Source organism: Psychrobacter sp. AOP31-B2-9 (assembly GCF_052378005.1).
GTDB lineage: Bacteria > Pseudomonadota > Gammaproteobacteria > Pseudomonadales > Moraxellaceae > Psychrobacter.
This window is the reverse complement of sequence record NZ_JBQSXG010000056.1, coordinates 1-20,229: the sequence shown is the minus strand read 5'-3', so window position 1 is coordinate 20,229 and position 20,229 is coordinate 1. Positions and strand designations below refer to the sequence as shown.

Annotated in this window: 15 protein-coding genes; 12 read left to right on the top strand and 3 right to left on the bottom strand. The window is 43.8% G+C overall.

All coding sequences use genetic code 11. From position 1 onward, the window contains the following. Positions 1-225: 225 nt before the first annotated feature. Positions 226-2,598 carry an ATP-dependent DNA helicase RecG gene (gene recG / locus ACT3SX_RS08205; protein ID WP_192519478.1) on the top strand — a complete coding sequence of 791 codons (2,373 nt, stop codon included), beginning with the start codon at positions 226-228 and terminating at the stop codon, positions 2,596-2,598. Positions 2,599-2,693: 95 nt separating this feature from the next. Here the strand turns inward: recG and ACT3SX_RS08200 are convergent, their stop codons facing one another. Continuing rightward, positions 2,694-2,822 (bottom strand): hypothetical protein, encoded by a 129-nt coding sequence (locus ACT3SX_RS08200; RefSeq protein WP_263972658.1) that lies wholly within the window; start codon positions 2,820-2,822, stop codon positions 2,694-2,696. A gap of 385 nt (positions 2,823-3,207) precedes the next feature. On the opposite strand from ACT3SX_RS08200, the gene ACT3SX_RS08195 reads away from it, so the two are divergent. The 5 genes from ACT3SX_RS08195 to ACT3SX_RS08175 all read left to right on the top strand — a co-directional run bounded on the left by ACT3SX_RS08195 (position 3,208) and on the right by ACT3SX_RS08175 (position 9,723). Next, a complete protein-coding gene (locus tag ACT3SX_RS08195) occupies positions 3,208-4,527 on the top strand; it encodes an efflux RND transporter periplasmic adaptor subunit (protein ID WP_192519477.1) in 1,320 nt (439 codons plus the stop codon). Then, the gene (locus tag ACT3SX_RS08190) at positions 4,524-7,622 is read left to right on the top strand and encodes an efflux RND transporter permease subunit (protein ID WP_192519476.1); all 3,099 of its coding nucleotides are present in this window, start codon (positions 4,524-4,526) and stop codon (positions 7,620-7,622) included. The genes ACT3SX_RS08195 and ACT3SX_RS08190 overlap by 4 nt, the downstream gene beginning before the upstream one ends. A gap of 29 nt (positions 7,623-7,651) precedes the next feature. Continuing rightward, positions 7,652-8,266, top strand: a complete 615-nt coding sequence (locus ACT3SX_RS08185) for a YceI family protein (RefSeq protein ID WP_192519475.1) — start codon at positions 7,652-7,654, stop codon at positions 8,264-8,266. A gap of 755 nt (positions 8,267-9,021) precedes the next feature. Further along, positions 9,022-9,288, top strand: a complete 267-nt coding sequence (locus tag ACT3SX_RS08180; RefSeq protein ID WP_192519474.1) for a hypothetical protein — start codon at positions 9,022-9,024, stop codon at positions 9,286-9,288. 168 nt (positions 9,289-9,456) lie between these two features. Then, positions 9,457-9,723 carry a hypothetical protein gene (locus tag ACT3SX_RS08175; RefSeq protein WP_192519473.1) on the top strand — a complete coding sequence of 89 codons (267 nt, stop codon included), beginning with the start codon at positions 9,457-9,459 and terminating at the stop codon, positions 9,721-9,723. Positions 9,724-10,104: 381 nt separating this feature from the next. On the opposite strand, the gene ACT3SX_RS08170 is transcribed toward ACT3SX_RS08175, so the two are convergent. Continuing rightward, positions 10,105-12,423 carry a TonB-dependent receptor gene (locus ACT3SX_RS08170; RefSeq protein ID WP_444761703.1) on the bottom strand — a complete coding sequence of 773 codons (2,319 nt, stop codon included), beginning with the start codon at positions 12,421-12,423 and terminating at the stop codon, positions 10,105-10,107. Between the two features lie 377 nt (positions 12,424-12,800). On the opposite strand from ACT3SX_RS08170, the gene ACT3SX_RS08165 reads away from it, so the two are divergent. Together ACT3SX_RS08165 and ACT3SX_RS08160 are read left to right on the top strand one after the other, a co-directional pair. After that, a complete protein-coding gene (locus tag ACT3SX_RS08165) occupies positions 12,801-13,493 on the top strand; it encodes a peroxiredoxin (protein ID WP_192519471.1) in 693 nt (230 codons plus the stop codon). A 192-nt stretch (positions 13,494-13,685) separates the two neighbouring features. Continuing rightward, a complete protein-coding gene (locus ACT3SX_RS08160; protein WP_192519470.1) occupies positions 13,686-14,231 on the top strand; it encodes a rhodanese-like domain-containing protein in 546 nt (181 codons plus the stop codon). 56 nt (positions 14,232-14,287) lie between these two features. Here ACT3SX_RS08160 and cadR read toward each other — a convergent pair whose 3' ends face one another. Further along, positions 14,288-14,701, bottom strand: coding sequence for a Cd(II)/Pb(II)-responsive transcriptional regulator (gene cadR / locus ACT3SX_RS08155; RefSeq protein ID WP_192519469.1), 414 nt, complete (start codon positions 14,699-14,701; stop codon positions 14,288-14,290). Positions 14,702-14,899: 198 nt separating this feature from the next. Between cadR and ACT3SX_RS08150 the strand changes: the two genes are divergently transcribed. From ACT3SX_RS08150 to ACT3SX_RS08135, 4 genes are all read left to right on the top strand, one after another. Further along, positions 14,900-17,059 (top strand): heavy metal translocating P-type ATPase, encoded by a 2,160-nt coding sequence (locus ACT3SX_RS08150; protein WP_192519468.1) that lies wholly within the window; start codon positions 14,900-14,902, stop codon positions 17,057-17,059. Between the two features lie 216 nt (positions 17,060-17,275). Beyond that, entirely contained in the window at positions 17,276-18,298 is a 1,023-nt protein-coding gene (locus ACT3SX_RS08145; RefSeq protein WP_192519467.1) for a DUF1852 domain-containing protein, read from the top strand. A gap of 28 nt (positions 18,299-18,326) precedes the next feature. Then, a complete protein-coding gene (locus ACT3SX_RS08140; RefSeq protein WP_192519466.1) occupies positions 18,327-19,358 on the top strand; it encodes a methionine synthase in 1,032 nt (343 codons plus the stop codon). Between the two features lie 209 nt (positions 19,359-19,567). Further along, a complete protein-coding gene (locus ACT3SX_RS08135) occupies positions 19,568-20,071 on the top strand; it encodes a flavin reductase (protein ID WP_192519479.1) in 504 nt (167 codons plus the stop codon). Positions 20,072-20,229: the final 158 nt, after the last annotated feature.

Genomic DNA, 20,229 nt, shown 5'->3' with positions numbered 1-20,229 from the left:
GCTTCCAAACATTTTTGCAAACGTTGTTACAAGCCTAGTTAAGGTCTCGACATTATCGTCGGCTTGCGCCTAGTTTGGTGCAATTTTAGCAATCGGCAGCCCTATTTATGAATATCAAACACGCCCTAGTGGTTGGTATGATATAAATGACTTATTGATCTTTTTCTAAATGATAATACGACAGTTAAACACATAACATATTTAAAAATCTCGCTAGGATATTTGATGCCAACATCGGTAAGCCACGCTCCAGTTCAGTCTTCAGGCAACGCAATGTCTGGTCGGTCAGCCTCGGCATTAGATATGCCCGTGACAGCGCTGGCAGGTGTCGGGCTAAAAGTCGCAGAGCAATTGGCACAATTAAATATCAAACGAATATTTGATTTACTACTGCATCTGCCACGTGATTATGAGGATCGTAGCCGCTTGGTCTCTATAGCGGATGCAGAAAATGGGCAATCGGTACTCATCACTGGGCGTGTGGTAAACGTCGATACCAAACGCAGCGGTATGACAGTGGTGGTGGATGATGATACAGGTACCATTTCATTACGGTTTTTTAAGGTGTATCGCGGTCTTGCACAAACGATGAGCTTGGGTACGCAGCTGCAATTGTTTGGTGAGGTCAAAGTCAGTCGATACGGCAAGCAGATACATCATCCTGAATACCAGATTGTGACAGACAGTGCTGCTATGACCAATACGGGTCTGCAACCAATTTATCCAAGTGTCAAAGGCCTGCATCAGAATAAACTGCGTACATTGGTTAAACTGGCGTTACAGACAGTACGCAGCCAAGGTCTACCGATGACGCTGTTTACCGAGACCGATTTCAGTGTTGTGGCAGATCTTCCGTTAGCGCCTTTTGAGCCTCCCAAACCATTGAATGCAGAAACGGGTCATCCAGAAGACATATTTTCAACATTGGCACGTAGTGTGCCAGACAATACAAGTGGCAATAGCGCAAATAGCATTAATAAAGCCAGTGCAGCTGCTTATGCTGCTAACCGTCATGCAACCAATGATATCAATACAGTAGCTGCTAGCACGGCGAATAATAACGTCTATAATTTGACGATATTTGAGGCGTTAGTATTATTGCATACGCCGCCTACCTATACCGATGCTGGTCAGCAATATAAATTATTAACGCAGTTGAGTGCGCGCACCCATGCCGCTTGCCAGCGTTTGATTATTGAAGAGCTAACCGCTCATCAGCTCAGCCTACTATATCGGCGTCAGCAATTGCATCAGCACAAAGCGCCAAAGTGCGATACTCAAAGCCCGTTAGCTGACGCGTTATTTGGCGCGCTACCGTTTGATTTGACAGGCGCTCAGCAACGAGTCATGCGCGATATTACGGCCGATATGGCAACATCTGTGCCTATGTTGCGACTGGTACAAGGTGATGTCGGTGCAGGTAAGACGTTAGTTGCGGCAGGCGCGGCAGGCTATGCACTAGATAGTGGCTGGCAAGTGGCTGTGATGGCACCGACTGAGATTTTAGCAGAGCAGCATTTGGTTAATTTTAAACAATGGTTCGAGCCATTAGGTATCGGTGTGGGCTGGCTAGCTGGTAAGCAAACCGCGAAGCAACGCCGTGAGTCATTGGAGACAATCGCTGAAAATACCGTACAAATCGTAGTCGGTACGCATGCGTTGTTTCAAGAAACGGTGAAGTTTGCCAAGTTAGGTCTAGTTATCATTGATGAGCAGCATCGGTTTGGTGTTGAGCAGCGTATGGCGTTGACCAATAAAGGCGTTGCTAATAGTACACCGCATCAGCTTATTATGACCGCAACACCGATTCCGCGCACGTTAGCCATGAGTGTCTATGGTGATATGGATACTTCTATCATTGATGAGTTACCACCAGGGCGTACGCCCATTACGACTGTGACGATTGATCGTAATCGCCGTGATGACGTGATTGAGCGAATCGCTATTAATTGTGAGGCGGGTAGACAAGCGTACTGGGTATGTTCATTGGTCGAAGAGTCTAGTGTGCTGGATGCACAAGCGGCCGAAGCGACTTATGAAGACTTAAACGAGCGCTTGGATATCCGTATTGGACTAGTACATGGCAAAATGAAATCTGCGGATAAGCAAGTCATCATGCAGCAGTTTAAAGCAGGGCAGCTAGACTTGCTCATTGCTACTACTGTTATCGAAGTCGGTGTCGATGTGCCTAATGCGTCGTTAATGGTCATCGAGAATGCAGAACGATTGGGACTGTCACAGCTGCACCAATTACGCGGGCGAGTAGGGCGAGGCTCTACCAAAAGCTACTGCGTATTGCTTTATCAAAAGCCGCTGTCTGAGACTGGTACTGAGCGCTTGAATGTATTGCGTGATAGTACGGATGGTTTCGTCATTGCGCAAAAAGACTTAGAGCTGCGTGGGCCAGGTGAGTTGTTGGGTAAACGGCAAACAGGTAATATCGGTTATTATCTGGCCGATCTCATTCGTGATGAGCAGCTATTTGCGATTGCGCAGCGTTTGGCCAAGCATTTAATATCAGACCCTGCTCGCAAAGCAGATGTCAGCCAGCTTATTCATCGTTGGATGCCAGAGGCCAGTCGCTATACCAATGCGTAAAATGTATTTGGTATCTTTATAGAGCATTTAAGCAAGATATCGATGGTAAATAAAAAAAGAGGACAGCCAATGCTGTCCTCTTTTTTTTGATAAAACTATTTGGCTTTTTTTGCCTTCTTTAGCGATTTTTTAAGCGTTTTGAGGTCTTTCTTCTTTTGCTTAATTGCCTTTTTGGTGTCTTTAATATCTTTTTTGATGCTTTTTACTTCTGACTTATTAGCCATGATTATTTCCTTTCTTAATGGTTTAGTCATCAATAATGACAAATTACGCCGAAAATACAAGGCTGAACTGTACGCACTCTGTATCGTTGGTTTTTGTATTCTATTATTAGTTTTCGTACTTCATTACTATTAAGCACTGTTATTATATTTTCGTCAGCTCAGTGTGACATCGTGCTGAGGTAAAAAAGCTTACTACTAAACTGCCCCTAGTTATTATCAACAATTGACCTTTTAGATACTTAACTGAATTGACGCAATGATTAGATAGTCTACAATATTAAAAAAACATTCTTGATAAGATCGTTGCACATCACCTTGTTTACTTTATATTTTTTACGACGTTGGAGCTTGTTTATTTATAGAGACTGACGAATAGAGACCGACTATGAATGACCTTTCAGACCACAATGACAAGCCGAGTTTAGCCAATGATGAGCAGCCGTTAGCGAATAATCCGTTGCCACCTTATCGTCAAACAGAGGCTACTAACAAACCTACCTCCAAAATACCATTATGGTTGTGGCCTGTGGTAGCGGTTGTTTTATTGATAGGCGTTTTGCTGGGTAGATATTGGAATACTAGTAATGTTGCCGCAGATGAGTCAGCAGCGACAACAGCTGAGCAAGCTAGTACTGAGAGTGACGCGGCTAATGAAGAGCAGGCAGTACTTTCAGTAGAAACTATCACTCCCAGCCAAGATAATGTTGGTAATACATTGCGTGCTGATGGCACCATCAACGCCAAAGACATGGCGAACGTCAGCGCAAAAGTAACGGGCGTGGCTATCGAGCGTATATTGGTCGAGGAAGGAGATCGCGTCAAAGCGGGTCAAGTATTGGCAGTATTCGATACGGATGCGATGGAGCAGCAAGTTTTACAAGCACAAGCAGATGTGGCAGAAGCAGAAGCGACATTGGCCAATGCTAGTGCTGATGCCGCACGTATATTGCCATTGCTAGATATCGATGCCATCAGTAAACAAGAGGCCGATCGCTATCGTACTGCGGAGCTGCGTGCTAAAGCCGTTTTACAATCATCAAAAGCTCGGCTGAGTAGTCAGCGCCTGAGTGTAGAGAATGCTAGAGTCGTTGCACCAGTGAGTGGTGTTATTAGTGAGAAAACGGTCGAGGTCGGTATGGTGGCTGGTGGTGAGCCACTGTTTACGATTATTAAAGGCGGCATTTTAGAATGGCGTGCAGATATCGATCCTAAGCTAATAGGCGAAGTCAGTGTCGGCACGCCAGTACGCGTGAGCTTACCGGGTGGTAACTCTGTTATGGGAGAGGTCAGCCGTATTGCCCCTACTGCTGATGACAACCGTCAAATAACTATTTATGCCAGCTTAGAGACCAGTGCACAAGTCAGGGCTGGCATGTATCAGACGGGCGAGTTTTTATTAGGTAGTGCTAGTACGCAAACGGTGCCAAATAGCGCTATCGTCAGCAACGATGGCTACGACTATGTCATGCTCATAACGGATGTGAATACTAAAGATGGCAAAAGTACGGGGCGAGTTCAGCAGCAACGGGTGACATTGGGTGAACGTCTGGGTGATCGTGTTGCGGTCACAGAGCCATTACCGAGTGATGGTCAAATGGTGAAGCAGGGCGGTAGTTTCCTGAATGACGGAGATTTGGTCAATATTGTGAATGATGCTGCTAGCAAAAAATCAGCTACTGGTTCAGCTGAGCAGGCACGCTCATGAGTTTAAATGTCTCGGCCTATTCGATCAAAAACCCACTGGTTGCTATCTTGCTATTTATACTGCTCACATTGGGTGGTGTCTATGGTCTCATGCAAATGAAAGTGCAGCAGTTCCCAGATATTGATCTGCCCGCTGTTGTCGTGACCGTCACGCTACCGGGCGCTGCCCCTTCGCAATTAGAAAACGACATCGCCAAAAAAATCGAGAACAGAATCACCAGTATCGAAGGTGTGAAGCATATTCGCACCACGTTGCAGACTGGGGTGGCAACCATTGCCTCTGAGTTTGTACTAGAAAAAGACATTCAAGAAGCTGTTGATGATGTGCGCTCTGCCGTTGGTGAAGTGCAAGGAGATTTACCAGCCGCCGCCAACGATCCCATTATCACCAAAGTGTCGACAGCAGGGTTTCCTGTCGTGACGTATTCAGTTGCTGCCGATAATATGAGCGTTGAAGATTTGTCGTGGTTCGTTGACGATACGATCACCAAGCGCTTATCGGATATTCCAGGAGTGAGTACGGTCAGTCGTATTGGCGGGTTGGAGCGAGAGATTACGGTGGCTGCAGATCCGATTACGCTAAGCGGTCTACAGTTCTCTATCACCCAGTTGTCTCAGCAATTGGCTGGTATTCAGCAGGACAGCTCGGGCGGTGAAGCAGAAGTAGGCAATACGACTCAGACGATTCGAGTCTTGGGTGCGGTTGATCGCGCTAACGGATTGAATGATATACAAATAGCTGTGCCGACGGGCGGTACACAAACATTGGGACGTATGGCTCAAGTGACAGATGGCGCTGCTGACCCTAGCTCTATCGCATCGCTCGATGGTGAGACTGTCGTCGCATTTAATATTACTCGGTCGCGAGGGGCGAGTGAAGTTGAGGTCATGGAGCAAGTTGATAAAGAGCTGGCGGCGCTCACTGCATCGATGGGTAATATCCAAGTCGATAAAGTTTATGATCGGGCGACACCAGTGGCTCAAGATTATGATGCGTCCATTAAAATGCTGATTGAGGGTGGGGTTTTAGCGGTTATCGTTGTGTTTTTGTTTTTACGTAATATACGCGCGACGATTGTGGCTGCTGTCGCACTGCCATTGTCAGTGGTTCCTACTTTTTTGGCCATGTATCTGTTTGACTTTAGCTTAAATATCATCTCCTTATTGGCTTTATCTTTGGTCATTGGTGTGTTGGTCGATGATGCTATCGTCGAGGTTGAGAATATCATTCGTCATCTAAGGATGGGGAAGACGCCTTATGAAGCGGCAATGGAGGCCGCTGATGAAATTGGGCTGGCTGTCGTCGCGACTACTTTTACCCTAATCGCTGTGTTTTTACCAACTGCATTTATGGGCGGCGTTGTCGGTCAGTTTTTTCGGCAGTTTGGTTGGACAGCCGCCCTCGCTATTTTTGCGTCATTGCTCGTCGCTCGTTTGATTACGCCGATGATGGCAGCGTACATATTACGACCAGAAAAACAGCAAGTCGAAAAACAAAGTAAGTCGATGGGATGGTATCTCAAACTGGTTGCGTGGACCCTCCATCATCGCTGGATCACGATAGGCGCTACGTTGGTATTGTTTGTTGCTTCGTTGGGATTGGTGAAGCTATTACCGACGGCCTTTATTCCTGACAACGATATTGACCAGACGCGAGTGGCCATTGAGATGACGCCAGACGTTGCGCTAGAAGACACCGAACGTGTGGCGGCGTTGGCCAGTGCTCGTATTTTAGCGTTGCCAGAAGTGACGGATATCTTTACCGCTGTAGGTGATGCGCAACAGGATATAGGCCCTAACTCTAGTTCGAGTAGTGGTATGGCAGAAAACATCGCCAGTCTAGATATTGTGCTAGCGCCACGTGCTGAGCGTGGTACTAAGCAAGAGATTGAGCAAAAAATCAGCGGCATATTATCAGAAGTGCCCAGTGCTCGCTTTACCGTTGGATTATCGAGTGGTGGTGAGACGGGTTATAATTTTTCTTTGACCAGTACCAACCCAGAAGTGCTTGAGCAAACCGCGCAGCAGATTATGTCAGAAATTCGAGCCTTACCGGGTGTGGGTGCTGTCACTAGTGATCGCAGTTTGCCGCGCCAAGAGCTGACAGTCACGCCTGATCGTTTGGCTATGGCGGACAAAGGCGTCACCACACAAGATATCGCGACCACATTACGCATTGCCACCGTGGGTGATTACGAGCAAAATTTGTCCAAGCTTAATCTAGATACAAGACAGATTCCTATCGTCGTGCGTTTGCCAGATATTGCCAAACAAAACATCAATCAATTAGAAGGGTTGTACGTCCCTAGTACAAACGCAATCGGACAAGGCGTGCGTGTAGGAGACGTGGCGCGCTTGGATTTCGGTACCGGACCTGCGCAAATAAAACGCCTAGATCGTGAGCGCTCTATCGGTATCATCGTTCAACCTGGAACGACTGAATTAGGTGAGTTGGTACAAGCGGTCAAAAACACCCAAGCCATGCAGAATTTGCCTGCATCAATTACTGTCATTGATCAGGGTCAAGCCGAAAACATGGCGGAGCTGTTTAGCGGCTTCATTATCGCGATGTCGGTCGGCATTATCTGTATTTTAGGTGTTTTGATCTTACTGTTTGGTCGTTTGCTTCAGCCGTTTACGATTTTGATGGCATTGCCATTATCTATTGGTGGGGCGTTTGTGGGTCTGGTGATTACGGGTAGTAGTTTGTCCATGCCTTCGATGATTGGTTTTATTATGCTGATGGGTATTGCCACCAAAAACTCTATTCTTTTGGTGGATTATGCCATTATTGCTCAGAATCTTGGGTTACCAAGGTTTGAGGCGATTGTAGACTCCTGCCGTAAGCGAGCACGACCTATTATCATGACGACGATTGCGATGGGTGCTGGCATGTTACCACTGGTATTCGGCTGGGGTGATGCGGATCCAACTTTCCGTCGGCCTATGGCAGCAGCGGTATTGGGCGGTCTGGTGACTTCAACGCTTCTCAGTCTCGTGGTTATTCCGGTCGTATATACTTTGATGGATGACTTATCGAATTGGTTTGCTAAATGGCTGGTACCAAGTGGTAAAGATCAGTCCACTATAAATTAAGTCTTGTCTATATACAAAGGAATGTCACTATGAATAAAATATCACGCTCAAAAAAACTATTCTCTTATTCTAAGTTTTTGGTCAGCTTAGGACTTAGCATGTTAGGCACAGCCAGTAGTTATGCGACCACCTATTATCTCGACCCTCCTCATACCAACGTGCGTTTCGCTATTGATCATTTCAATACGTCAACGAACTCTGGTGGTTTTTATAATCTGAGTGGTCAGCTTGAATATAATCCAGTAGCCAAGACAGGTAGTATTGATCTATTAATCCCCTTAAATACCTTGAATACAGGTAATCAAGCTTTTGATAACACACTTAAAAGTGCAGACTTTTTTGATGTTGAAACATTTCCAATAGCTCATTTCAAGTCCACTAAATGGCATTTTTCGAATGATAAAAACCGTTCAGATGTTGTCAAAGTTGATGGCATGCTGACGTTACATGGCAAGGTTAATCCTATTACGCTAACGGCTGCTAAGTTTAACTGCTATTTGAGTCCTATACTTAAAAAAACAGTCTGTGGTGGTGAATTTACAACGACTATCGATCGGACAAAGTGGGGCATCAGTAAATATACATTGCTAGGTATGACAGAACAGGTAGCATTGACTATTCAGATAGAGGCGGTAAAGCAATAGTATGTCCTATGCCAGTCTGCCAATGTGAGTCAAAGGTTTTCAGCATATCGTCAAACAAGCCCTAATGCATAGATTGCATTAGGGTTTTTTTATCGAGAGTTATCGCGTTCTTAGATGGAAAAGAGTGTTTTGCTCAGTCTCTTTATTATTGTAATGACATTCAAAAAACTGATACGACCACAAAAATATATTGACGAAATTATGTTATCAGAATGTTATCAACATACTTCCACTATTAATTAATCAAAAAAATGACCACATATTAGAATAGATATCCGAATATAAAGGAGGTGACGGTATATTTTGGCAATAAAAGAGTGGAGTGATAGAAGGTTTTGAACGGTGATAAATAAGATTTTTCTAGGTATGGTTTGATAGAAATCTAATCATTATTTGTTTATATACTTAGGTTTGAGGCTGTAAAGCAGTAGAAATATTCATTTATATGCTTATATAACAAAGCTGCCATAGCAATTGCACAATGTCACATGAAAAAATAAAAACGTTAGATTGGTAATTTTTGTGCTACTGAAATCCAAAGTTATTAATTGATAGTCTTGTGTTCGGAGATGATGACTAACAAAAATTAGATCATCACACTCTATGCTCAAACTGAACATGATAATCACTTAAGGGGTTATCGGACTTTTATTTATAATAATATTTGTTGATAGGTTTGAGCCATAAAAAATATTGTTGAAGTTTAAGCATATTTTTAAATGACATACCAAATCTAAAAACCAAGGAATTAACCAATGAAAAACCTTACTCTATCTCTACCATTACTTGTTGGCGCTGCACTAACTATCCCAAGCTTAGCAGTAGCAGGGGAATCAGCAGAGATGCAAACGCCTGATACTACCATGCAAGCTGAAGTTGATAGCCCTGACAGTGCTCTTGAAAGCCAAGGCGAAAGTGAAGCGGCGTATCCAACTGATGAAGCAAGTGTTGATACCACAGAAGCTGAGACCGATAGCAGCGAAACAGTCATGGAAGAAGAGCCAGCTCAACCATATTCGTAATTCATAGTACGCTATTTGCTAAGTAAATATGTCACTAAACATCATGTGGCCAAACACAGAATCAGCCACAAACTTATACTAGCAAAACAAGTCGTACATCAGTATTTATAAATTAGTCTCAGCATATTTTAGACAGTAGACCAAATTTAAGAACCAAGGAATTAACCAATGAAAAACCTTACTTTATCTCTATCATTACTTGTTGGCGCCGCACTAACTATTCCAAGCTTAGCAGTAGCAGGGGAATCAGCAGAGATGCAAACGCCTGATACTACCATGCAAGCTGAAGTTGACAGCCCTGATAGCGTCCTTGAAAGCCAAGGCGAAAGTGAAGCGGTGTATCCAACTGATGGAGCAAGTGTCGATACCACAGAAGCTGAGACTGATAGCAGCGAAACAGTCATGGAAAAAGAACCAGCTCAACCATATTCGTAATTTATAGTACGTTACTTGCTAAGTAAATATGTCACTAAACATCATGTGGCTTAACACAGAACCAGCCACAAACTTACTCTAGCAAAACAAGTCGTATAACAGTATTTATAAAAAGGTAGCCATCAGGCTGCCTTTTTTGCTGTTACAACAAATACTATTATGGGGTAACGTTTTATTCACTTCAAGTCCCAAGATCTAAATAATGACATGCGCTAATTACCAATGCAAGCAATGTAACCTTTCTTAAATTTTTTGAATCTTTCGCAATATTTATCACTACTATAAATAGCGTTATAACCAAGAGTCTATGACCAAAACAGAACGGCCCTAGACTTTTTATCTAGGGCCGTTCTGTTTTAACTGCTTGTTTTTAGACAGTTATTAGTAATCAATCGTATAGCTCAAACCATAGGTAGTGCCAGAAGCAGGTAGACGATTCGTATCACCATAAGTGGTTTGGTGATAGACCGTTAGATAGTCTTTGTTAAGCACGTTATAAACGCCGTAATCCATTCGGCCTACTGGCATTTTGACTTGACCTGATACGTCAAGCGTCATATAACCTGTAACAGGTAATGCGCTAGAGTCTGGATCTTTTTGTTGGTCTTTATAGGCTGTGTCGCTGCCACCTATTGCTAATGCTTGTAGACGTACGTTGCTGCCTCCATCAAAGCTGTATTGAGCAAACGCAGTACCTTTTAATGGAGTTAGGCGCACAGCATCTAACTCTAACCAGTCGCCATCTTTGTCATATTGACCACGGGTGTAAGCGACAGTCCCGCCCACTTGCCATTTATCGTTGAGATCGTGAGTCAAAGAGCCTTCTACGCCATAGACACGCTCATCGGTATCGACCACTTCTACAGTATAGCTATCGGTGAAGCGTACAACCTTGTCTGATTCATTATAAAAACCGCTCAAGCGTGCTGCTGTATCGCCGTGTTTGCCTTGCCAGCCAAACTCGTAGTTATTTGTTGTAATCGGCTGAACATTGTCTGAATTGACCACAAAACCTGCTCGTACATCACGCAGCGCACGCTGGATATCTGCTGTCGTAAACCCTTGTGAAAAATTAGCAAAAATCTGATCGTTCGGTGTTAATTGATAGCTAGTTCCAAGATTGAATAGGACTTTATCGTGATCGGTATCGCCTGCTTCTACTATTCCAGCTTCATAGTCAGTGGCAGAGTCATTAGCGTAATATTCTTCTAGTAATTGCTCATATATCGGTGTAAAGGTATCAGTCTCTGATTTTAGTTGCTGATAACGTACGCCAGCACTGGTATGCCACTTATCTGTCAAATCTACATCGGCGTTGATAAAAGCACCCAATTTATCAATAGTAGTATCTGGCCCAGCATTGTAGGTAAGTCCATTTGTCTTAGCAGTTAAACCGTTGCTAGCAAAAAAACTCGCAAAATCTTGTCCATAGTAAGTTTGCTCACTATTTTCGCGTTCAAAATCAGCACCATAACTCAGTAGTACGTTTTTGCCAGCAAGTTCAGTGTCTGTTTGCATTGCTGCACGCAATCCCATGACCTCAATTTCTGCTTCTGACTGAGTAACGAAATATGGATTACCACCGCTGTAAGAAGCATAATCATCTTGTGTTGTTACTGTTTTAGCAGAAGGGTAAAAACGGCCTTTTTCGTCTCTATAATAACCGGTCACATTTAAGTTCGAGCCTAAGAAGTCATCATCGTTATAGCTTAAGTTGGCGGATGTTTTTGTGGTGTACGGTTGATCTTCAATATCGGCACCATCGATAGCGTTCAACGAAGGTGTCGCACCAAATAATACTGCTAAACCGTCACCGTAATCTGGACCGTAGTCAGTGTCTTGCTCATCATTATAGTAAGTGACAGCTAAGTCAAGTCGCTGAGTATCTGTTAATTCCATACCTAAGCTGGCGTTCACGCTTAAAGACTCGGTATCTTGTTGGTCAGTTTGAAGGATGTCTGGGCTAACACGATCACCATGGCTATCGAATTTGCCACCGGTACTACCGTAATCCACATCTAAGCGTCCATATACTCGCTCGCCACCATAACCTAAGGTTTGCCCAACGCTATAACCCAACGATTCAGAATCAAAGTTTCGACTGCTACTAATGCCTAGTCGGGTTTGTCTGATAGGACCATAGCCCACATCTGACTTGGTCACTAGGTTGATTAGGCCGCCAGCTGCACCAGCACCATAAATACTAGTAGCACCAGATAGTACTTCTACTCGCTCAAGCTGGGCAGGATCAATACTATTCAGCTCTCGTGACAGACTACGTGAGCTACTTAATGGTACACCATTAAGTAAGTATTGTACTGGACGACCGTGCATGGTGGTGCCGTAGTTACTCGTTGAGCTGCTACTGGCACCTAAACTTGGAATCAGCTGTGCCAATATATCGCCTGTGGTACGGTCACCTGTGGCCTGCACCTGAATCTCTTGTTCAGTAAGCACTTGAGTGACAGCCGGCATCTCACTAATTTTTTGCGCCAGTGCCGTACCAGTTCTGGCATTTGCAGTCACTGTGATGGCATCCAGAGTCACGCTTGGTTCTTCAGTAGAAGTTGCGCTTGAGTCTGACACTTCTGATGCACCAACAGCATTGTTAGTGCTGTCGTTGATATTGGTTTGAGCGTATAACTGTTGGCTGATACAAAGAGTCAAAACGGATAAGGCAAGTTGATGACGACTTTTCATAGTTTCACTTCATTTAGTTGGATGATCAAATAGAGGCACTGACTGATGCTGAGATAGCAATACTGGGTATACTAAAGTTGTGAATAGTATTGTAAATGATAATGGTTTTTGTTTCTATACTTATTTGTTTTGTATCAGGTTTTGTATTCTCAATTCAATCTATAGCCATTTTAGTGCTCTCAAAAGCATCAAATAGCGGGTTATCATTTCAATATTATCAGTACTGATTTTTTATATGACAGTGGTCTGATACAGTCCAAAAACTCGAGCAATAATTATTCAAAAAATTAACAATATTTATTTATATAATGTTTATTTGTATATCAATGTGCTATAGTTAATATATTGCTATTAACCAACGATAAGGAAAGATTGATATGAGAAAGAATCAACATTCATGTGAGAATCATTCGTGCCATAATGATACAGCACCAGTTAGCGCGCCGGCTTTTCCTCAACTAAACCAGCCAGCGCCTGATTTTACAGCGTTAACCACTGATGGTATGAAGTCATTGGCTGACTATAAAGGTAAATGGTTGGTGTTGTTCTCGCATCCTGCGGATTTCACCCCTGTATGTACCACTGAGTTTATGGCATTCGCTACTAAAGCGGCAGATTTTCGTGCCAAAAACTGTGAGTTATTAGGGTTGTCTATTGATAGTGTACATTCGCATATTGCTTGGATGCGTAATATCAAAGAAAACTTTGGTGTAGAGATTACCTTTCCCATTATTGCTGATTTATCGATGCAGGTTGCCAAATCTTATGGCATGATTCAGCCTGGTGCCAGTGACACCTCGGCAGTACGAGCCACCTTTATCATCGATCCTGAAGGTGTATTGCGGGCAATGATCTACTATCCAATGAGCAATGGCCGCTCGGTTGATGAATTCTTGCGCTTGCTTGAGGCGCTACAAACCAGTGATGAAAACAATATTGCTACACCAGAGAATTGGCAAGCAGGAGATCCTGTTATCGTACCACCACCACGTACCGCTACAGAAGCCGAAAGTCGTGTGGACGATGGTTATGATTATACGGACTGGTATTTTAGTAAAAAAACACTCTAATAGAAGTGAGCTTTATTTTGATAGTGGATATTGAGTAAATATAGGCGTGTTGATGATTCGACACGCCTAATTTTTTTACCTTTTTAAGTTTCTACCGTTTTTTACGGTTTCTATTTATGTTATCGACTACTGATATTGAGGGTCGTCTTAAACAGGCTAATCTCAAAAAATTTATCTCTCCAAGGAGAAAAAATGAAAACAATTATATTGTCACTATTCATCCTGTTTGGTTTGACTTCCTATGCAAGTGCGGAAGATGCGCTATCTGTGCCACCACAAGAGGTTTGGAATCTTGTACAAGAAGCTCCGGACGAGCTGCTGTTTATTGATGTGCGTGATCCAGTAGAAATCATGTTTATCGGTTTTACAGATGCTGTAGATATCAACATTCCTTTTAAGCTAGTTGATCGTACTCAGTTTAATGATAGCAAAGGCAGTTTTGCCATGCAGAGCAACCCAAACTTTGCCTCTGATGTAAAAAAAGCATTAAAAGCCAAAGGTCTAGGTAACGACGCGCTTATTGTGACTATGTGCCGGTCTGGATCTGCACGTGGCAAGCCCAGTGCTGATTATCTATTATCGCAAGGGTTTTCAAACGTTAAATATATCGATCACGGCTTTCAGGGCAGTACGGTAAAAGAAGGTGATATGAAAGGGTTTCGTGTAGTGAATGGCTGGCAAAACTCAGGTTTACCTTGGTCGTCAAAGATTAATGCTGACAAAATCAACAAGCCGTAAGCTTTTTAGGAATGATACAGGTGTGTTTTTTAGAATGACGACACACCTTAGCAATATTACGACTGATGACAAGAGTTATCGGCAAGGGTTTGTAGAATTCCACAGGATACCGCCGAAGTACTGCTGACGCATTTTTGACGTAATACGGTTAGATGCTGCTTTAACTGTGCCAGCTCTTGCATACGCACCTCCACCGCGTGAATATGCTCATCCAATAAGATATCTACATCACCGCAGTCTTTATCAGGCTCATCCCAGTACCCAAGTAGCGTCTTCACTTCACTCAATGTCATGTCCAGCGTCCGGCAATGCATGATGAATTGTAGACGCTCGACATGGTCTTCACGATATAAGCGATAGTTTCCGGCGCTACGAGAGGGCTCTGGTAGTAACCCTTCCTTTTCATAATAGCGAATGGTTTCTACGGTGGCACCGACTCGTTTAGCGAGCGCGCCAATTTTAATGGGCATAATGAATGACCTCTATTCTCTAGAAAGTTAATAGCAAACAGTCTTAACCTTAAAGTCCTAACACTAAAGTAACTATAAGGTCTGATGTCCAACAAATCAAGGCTATCGGATTGAAGGTTGCCAAATTGAATATTTATAGTCTTGACTCTAAAGCCACTAGAGGGTTCATAATATCTTTATTGAAAAGGATAAATTATTATGAAATATCATATTGAAGGTATGGACTGTGCTGGCTGTGTTAGCAAGATTGAAAAGGCGCTCACCCGTATGCCGGGCGTTGACGATATAGAGCTGAGCTTTGCGACGGAAAAGTTATCATTGACGTTGGCGGCTGATTCGACCACGCAACTCAGCGATATCGAAAAAACCATCAAACGACTGGGCTTTGGTATATCTGCCTATACAGATTCATCAATCGCCTCACATACGGATGATGATGCATCAGAGACACCAGAGCCGCGTTGGTGGCAAACCCTAAAAGGCAAGCAAGTGCTAGTTGTCGGTATTCTGATGGCTGTCGCATATACACTCGCATTACTGTTTCCTGATTATGGTATATGGGTGTTCGCGGTAGCGGTGATTGCTAGTGTGTATCCATTTGTCCGAAAAGCTTTTGCTCTAGCGATGTCAGGTTCGCCTTTTTCGATTGAAATGCTGATGTCGGTTGCTGCCATTGGCGCGCTGATTATTGGGGAAGCCGAAGAGGCTGCTGCGGTTGTGTTTTTATTTTCGATTGGTGAGCTATTAGAAAGCGTGGCTGCTGATCGCGCACGTGCTGGTATTAAGGCACTGGCATCACTGGTGCCAAAAACGGCAGTATTGCTTGATAAAAATGGCGAACAGCATGACGTTTCGGCTTCATCGTTGCAGGTAAATGACCTCGTACTCGTGCGCCCCGGCGATAGAGTGTCTGCCGATGGTGTCATCGAACAAGGTACGTCTAGCCTTGATGATTCACCAGTAACAGGTGAGTCTGTACCAGTTGCTAAAATGGTAGGTGATGATGTGTTCGCAGGGTCAATCAACATAGATGGCGCGCTACAGGTACGTGTACAGAAAACAGCAGCGGACAACACGATTGCACGTATTATTGAGCTCGTAGAGCAGGCGCAGGCTTCCAAAGCACCAACTGCGCGTTTTATCGAAAAATTCAGTCGATACTACACACCCGCAGTGATGGCGATTGCCTTATTGATTATTATTATTCCACCGTTAGCTCTAGGCGGCGAGTGGGCCACTTGGCTGTATCGTGGCTTGGCACTCTTGCTCATTGCTTGCCCGTGCGCTTTGGTTTTATCAACCCCAGCCGCTGTTGCCTCTGGTCTAGCGGTCGCTGCGCGTCGTGGCTTGCTGATCAAAGGTGGTAGCGCCTTAGAAGCGATTGGTCGTGTGAACACAGTTGCTTTTGACAAAACAGGTACCTTAACCGAAGGCAAGCCACGCGTTACTGACGTTATTTCTTTTACACAAAAGGATATGGATTTTCAATCTAAACATGAGGTATTGGCGCTCTTTGCTAGTGTAGAGTCCGGCTCTAATCACCCACTTGCGAGGGCTATTGTAGATCATGCGAGAGACACTCAAGTTGCCGTACCTGTGCCCACCAATGCCTATGCGACTGCTGGTAAAGCGGTGCATGCAACAGTCTCTGGGCAGTCTCTAGCCATTGGTTCGCCTGTCTATGCTGCTGACGTTGCATTGCTGTCGCCCAAACAACAAGCACAAATTGAATCGCTACAACACGATGGCAAGACGGTTTCGGTGCTGTTTGATGAGCAGAGCGGTGACGTCCTTGGATTGGTCGCGTTACGAGATGAATTGCGAGAGAGTGCTCAAACAGGGGTGGCACAGCTTAAAGCCATGGGTATTCGTTCAGTGATGCTCACAGGCGACAACCATCGTACTGCGCAGGCACTGGCTAGCAACTTAGACATACAATGGCAAGCCGAGCTGCTGCCAGAAGACAAATTGCGTCTGCTAAATGAGATGAGAGACAATACCCAAATAGCGATGGTGGGCGATGGTATCAATGATGCTCCAGCGCTCGCCACCGCAGATATCGGCATCGCCATGGGCGGTGGTACTGATGTGGCTATCGAAACAGCGGATGTTGCGTTATTAAAAAGCCGTGTGACCGATGTCGCTCATCTAGTGGCACTGTCACGGGCAACCATGTCTAATATTCATCAAAACGTGATTTTTGCACTGGGTCTAAAAGGTGTTTTTCTCATCACTACCGTACTGGGTGTGACAGGTCTATGGCTCGCTGTCATAGCGGATACTGGCGCAACTATTTTGGTTACGCTGAATGCGCTGCGATTGCTTAGATTCAAGTTTAAAGCAGCAACGCAGCCATAAGTCTTGCTTTCCATTTCTAGACTGCCTTCCATTTCTAGCTTATATGATCATTTTTTGTGCCTTTACACAACCTCTCGAAAGCTAAAGATGAATATAATTCATCTTTAGCTTAAATTGTATCGTTTTTATTCATGTTCTGATTTAGGTATGATTCATTTCATACACAAATTTGGTTTTATCTCAGATATTGAGAACAGATTAAGGCAGTCAATCACCATGAGTACACCGTTTACATATTCAGTTTCGAGCATTCGTTTTGATGAAAACTATCAGCCTGCAGACAGCACACGTCTGACGACTAATTTTGCAAACTTGGCGCGTGGCGAACATCGCGAAGAGAACCTACGCAAAACGTTAAGAATGATAGACAATCGCTTTAACGCATTGGCGCATTGGGACAACCCAACAGCAGACCGCTATTCTGTTGACGTAGATATTATTTCTGTAAACATGGATATCGAAGGCAACGGCAATAATTTTCCTATTATTGAAACCTTAAAAACAACGATTACTGATCATAAAGACAACACCCGTATTGAGGGTATGATTGGTAACAGTTTTTCTTCTTATGTGCGCGATTATGATTTTAGTATCGTACTGCTAGATCATTTTGATAAAAAACCAGGTGAGCCGGTGCCCAAAAACTTTGGTGACTTACATGGTAAGTTGTTTCAAGACTTATTGAATTCAGAGGCATACAAAGCGCAATTTAATAAAAAGCCAGTGATTTGCCTCAGTGTTTCAACCAGTAAGACGTATCATCGCACTACCAATCATCACCCTGTGCTAGGGGTTGAATATAGACAAGACGAGTATTCGTTAACCGATGATTACTTTCACAAAATGGGTCTGACCGTTCGTTACTTCATGCCTGTCGGCAGTGTGGCACCGTTAGCGTTTTATTTCGCTGGTGATTTGCTAAGTGATTACACTGATTTTGAGCTAATCAGTGCAATCAGTACCATGGAAACGTTTCAAAAGATCTACCGTCCTGAAATTTACAATGCCAACTCTACAGCGAGTCAAGTGTATCAACCAAGTCTCAAGTATCAAGATTACTCACTGACGCAAATTGTATATGACCGCGAGGAGCGCAGTCAGATGGCGGTGACACAAGGTAAGTTTACGGAAGAAACATTTATCAAGCCATACCAAGACATTCTTGAAGAGTGGGCTGCAAGCTATACCGTTGATAGTCAAGCAGATAAAAAACAAACCAATAATAAATATGCTGCTTAACCGAGCACACGAGAGAAGACAAACAACCATGACAAAACTATTATTACCAACATCAACCGCTGGCAGCTTACCGAAACCGTCTTGGCTGGCAGAACCTGAAAAAATTTGGTCACCTTGGGCATTAGAAGGCGAGCAGTTGATTGAAGCCAAGCAAGATGCATTGCGTTTGTCACTACAAGAACAAGTACATGCAGGTATTGATATCGTCAGCGATGGCGAGCAGACTCGTCAGCATTTCGTGACCACGTTTATCGAACATCTCGATGGTGTTGATTTTGAAAATCGTGAGACAGTCAAAATCCGTGATCGCTATGATGCGAGTGTGCCATCAGTGGTCGGTGCGGTGAGCCGTCAAAAGCCAGTATTTGTAGAAGATGCCAAGTTTTTACGTCAGCAGACCAATCAGCCAATCAAATGGGCCTTGCCAGGGCCGATGACGATGATTGATACACTGTATGACGATCATTATAAAAGTCGTGAGAAACTGGCTTGGGAATTTGCTAAAATCCTGAATCAAGAAGCAAAAGAGCTAGAGGCCGCTGGCGTTGATATTATCCAATTCGATGAACCAGCATTTAATGTGTTCTTTGATGATGTGAATGACTGGGGTATTGCTACTTTAGAGCGTGCTATTGAAGGTCTAAAATGCGAAACAGCAGTACATATTTGCTACGGTTATGGTATCGAAGCCAATAATAACTGGAAAAAGACACTGGGTTCAGAATGGCGTCAATATGAAAAGGCCTTTCCTCAGCTGCAACAGTCTAAGATTGATATTGTCTCACTGGAGTGTCAAAACTCACATGTGCCAATGGATTTGATTGAATTGATTCGTGGTAAAAAAGTAATGGTTGGTGCCATTGATGTGGCAACCAATACCATTGAGACACCAGAAGAAGTGGCCAACACACTACGTAAAGCATTACAATTTGTCGATGCTGACAAGCTGTATCCTGCCACCAATTGCGGTATGGCACCGTTGTCACGCCAAGTGGCTCGTGGCAAGCTTGCGGCATTAAGTGCAGGCGCACAGATCGTTCGTCAAGAGCTGACTGCGTAGAGCTTATCAAACAAACTGATGTAAATTCGGCATTGGTAGCTTTGGTATTGGTAACGCTGGTAAGTTTTGCAGGCTAGGATTTTAACTTGAATGATGCTTATTAAAGTTCAGTCGTTGAGGAGATTCTATTTAAAGAATCTCCCTTTGCAAAACTAAAATTGAAGCACAATTTTTTAACGTTTCACAGGATTTCAGTAATGATTAAAGATATGATTGAAGCAACCGATTTTAGAGATGCCATGTCTTTGTTAACGACTGCGGTCAATGTTGTCACCACAGAAGGTGCCTCTGGCGTTCATGGGTTTACAGCATCGGCAGTATGCAGTGTCACAGATACACCGCCAACTTTGCTCGTCTGTATGAACCAGACGTCTCGGTCGCATGCGTATTTTGTTGAAAACAAAACATTGTGTGTCAATGTGTTGGGCGCTCATCATGAGCCCGTCTCTAACGCTTTTGCCTCAAAATTACATTCAGAAGAACGTTTCAAACAAGGCGCTTGGTCTCAGCTAGTAACAGGCTCTCCTATTTTAGAAGATGCATTGGTCAGTTTCGACTGTGAGATTGAGCAAATTCAGAAAGTAGGCACGCACAGTGTGTTTATGTGCCGAGTAGTCGCCATCAAAAAATCTGAGCAACCAGATGGACAAGAAGAAAGCTTGGTTTACTTTAATCGTGCTTACTCTCGAGTGGGTCAAGTGGATATCGCTTAAGTCAATCATCCGGCCATTATCGAATGGCCATCAAACTATTCATCGTCAATCTGAGAAGTAACTATCCCGTGGAATTAATCATTTTTTTAGTCATAGGTGCCCTCGCAGGATTTGCTGCGGGGCTTTTTGGTGTGGGCGGTGGAACCATCATCGTGCCA

Bases quoted from the DNA above. Each gene is read 5' to 3' on its own strand.
- recG (WP_192519478.1), top strand. From the start codon at position 226: ATGCCAACATCGGTAAGCCACGCTCCAGTTCAGTCTTCAGGCAACGCA.
- ACT3SX_RS08200 (WP_263972658.1), bottom strand. From the start codon at position 2,822: ATGGCTAATAAGTCAGAAGTAAAAAGCATCAAAAAAGATATTAAAGAC.
- ACT3SX_RS08195 (WP_192519477.1), top strand. From the start codon at position 3,208: ATGAATGACCTTTCAGACCACAATGACAAGCCGAGTTTAGCCAATGAT.
- ACT3SX_RS08190 (WP_192519476.1), top strand. From the start codon at position 4,524: ATGAGTTTAAATGTCTCGGCCTATTCGATCAAAAACCCACTGGTTGCT.
- ACT3SX_RS08185 (WP_192519475.1), top strand. From the start codon at position 7,652: ATGAATAAAATATCACGCTCAAAAAAACTATTCTCTTATTCTAAGTTT.
- ACT3SX_RS08180 (WP_192519474.1), top strand. From the start codon at position 9,022: ATGAAAAACCTTACTCTATCTCTACCATTACTTGTTGGCGCTGCACTA.
- ACT3SX_RS08175 (WP_192519473.1), top strand. From the start codon at position 9,457: ATGAAAAACCTTACTTTATCTCTATCATTACTTGTTGGCGCCGCACTA.
- ACT3SX_RS08170 (WP_444761703.1), bottom strand. From the start codon at position 12,423: ATGAAAAGTCGTCATCAACTTGCCTTATCCGTTTTGACTCTTTGTATC.
- ACT3SX_RS08165 (WP_192519471.1), top strand. From the start codon at position 12,801: ATGAGAAAGAATCAACATTCATGTGAGAATCATTCGTGCCATAATGAT.
- ACT3SX_RS08160 (WP_192519470.1), top strand. From the start codon at position 13,686: ATGAAAACAATTATATTGTCACTATTCATCCTGTTTGGTTTGACTTCC.
- cadR (WP_192519469.1), bottom strand. From the start codon at position 14,701: ATGCCCATTAAAATTGGCGCGCTCGCTAAACGAGTCGGTGCCACCGTA.
- ACT3SX_RS08150 (WP_192519468.1), top strand. From the start codon at position 14,900: ATGAAATATCATATTGAAGGTATGGACTGTGCTGGCTGTGTTAGCAAG.
- ACT3SX_RS08145 (WP_192519467.1), top strand. From the start codon at position 17,276: ATGAGTACACCGTTTACATATTCAGTTTCGAGCATTCGTTTTGATGAA.
- ACT3SX_RS08140 (WP_192519466.1), top strand. From the start codon at position 18,327: ATGACAAAACTATTATTACCAACATCAACCGCTGGCAGCTTACCGAAA.
- ACT3SX_RS08135 (WP_192519479.1), top strand. From the start codon at position 19,568: ATGATTGAAGCAACCGATTTTAGAGATGCCATGTCTTTGTTAACGACT.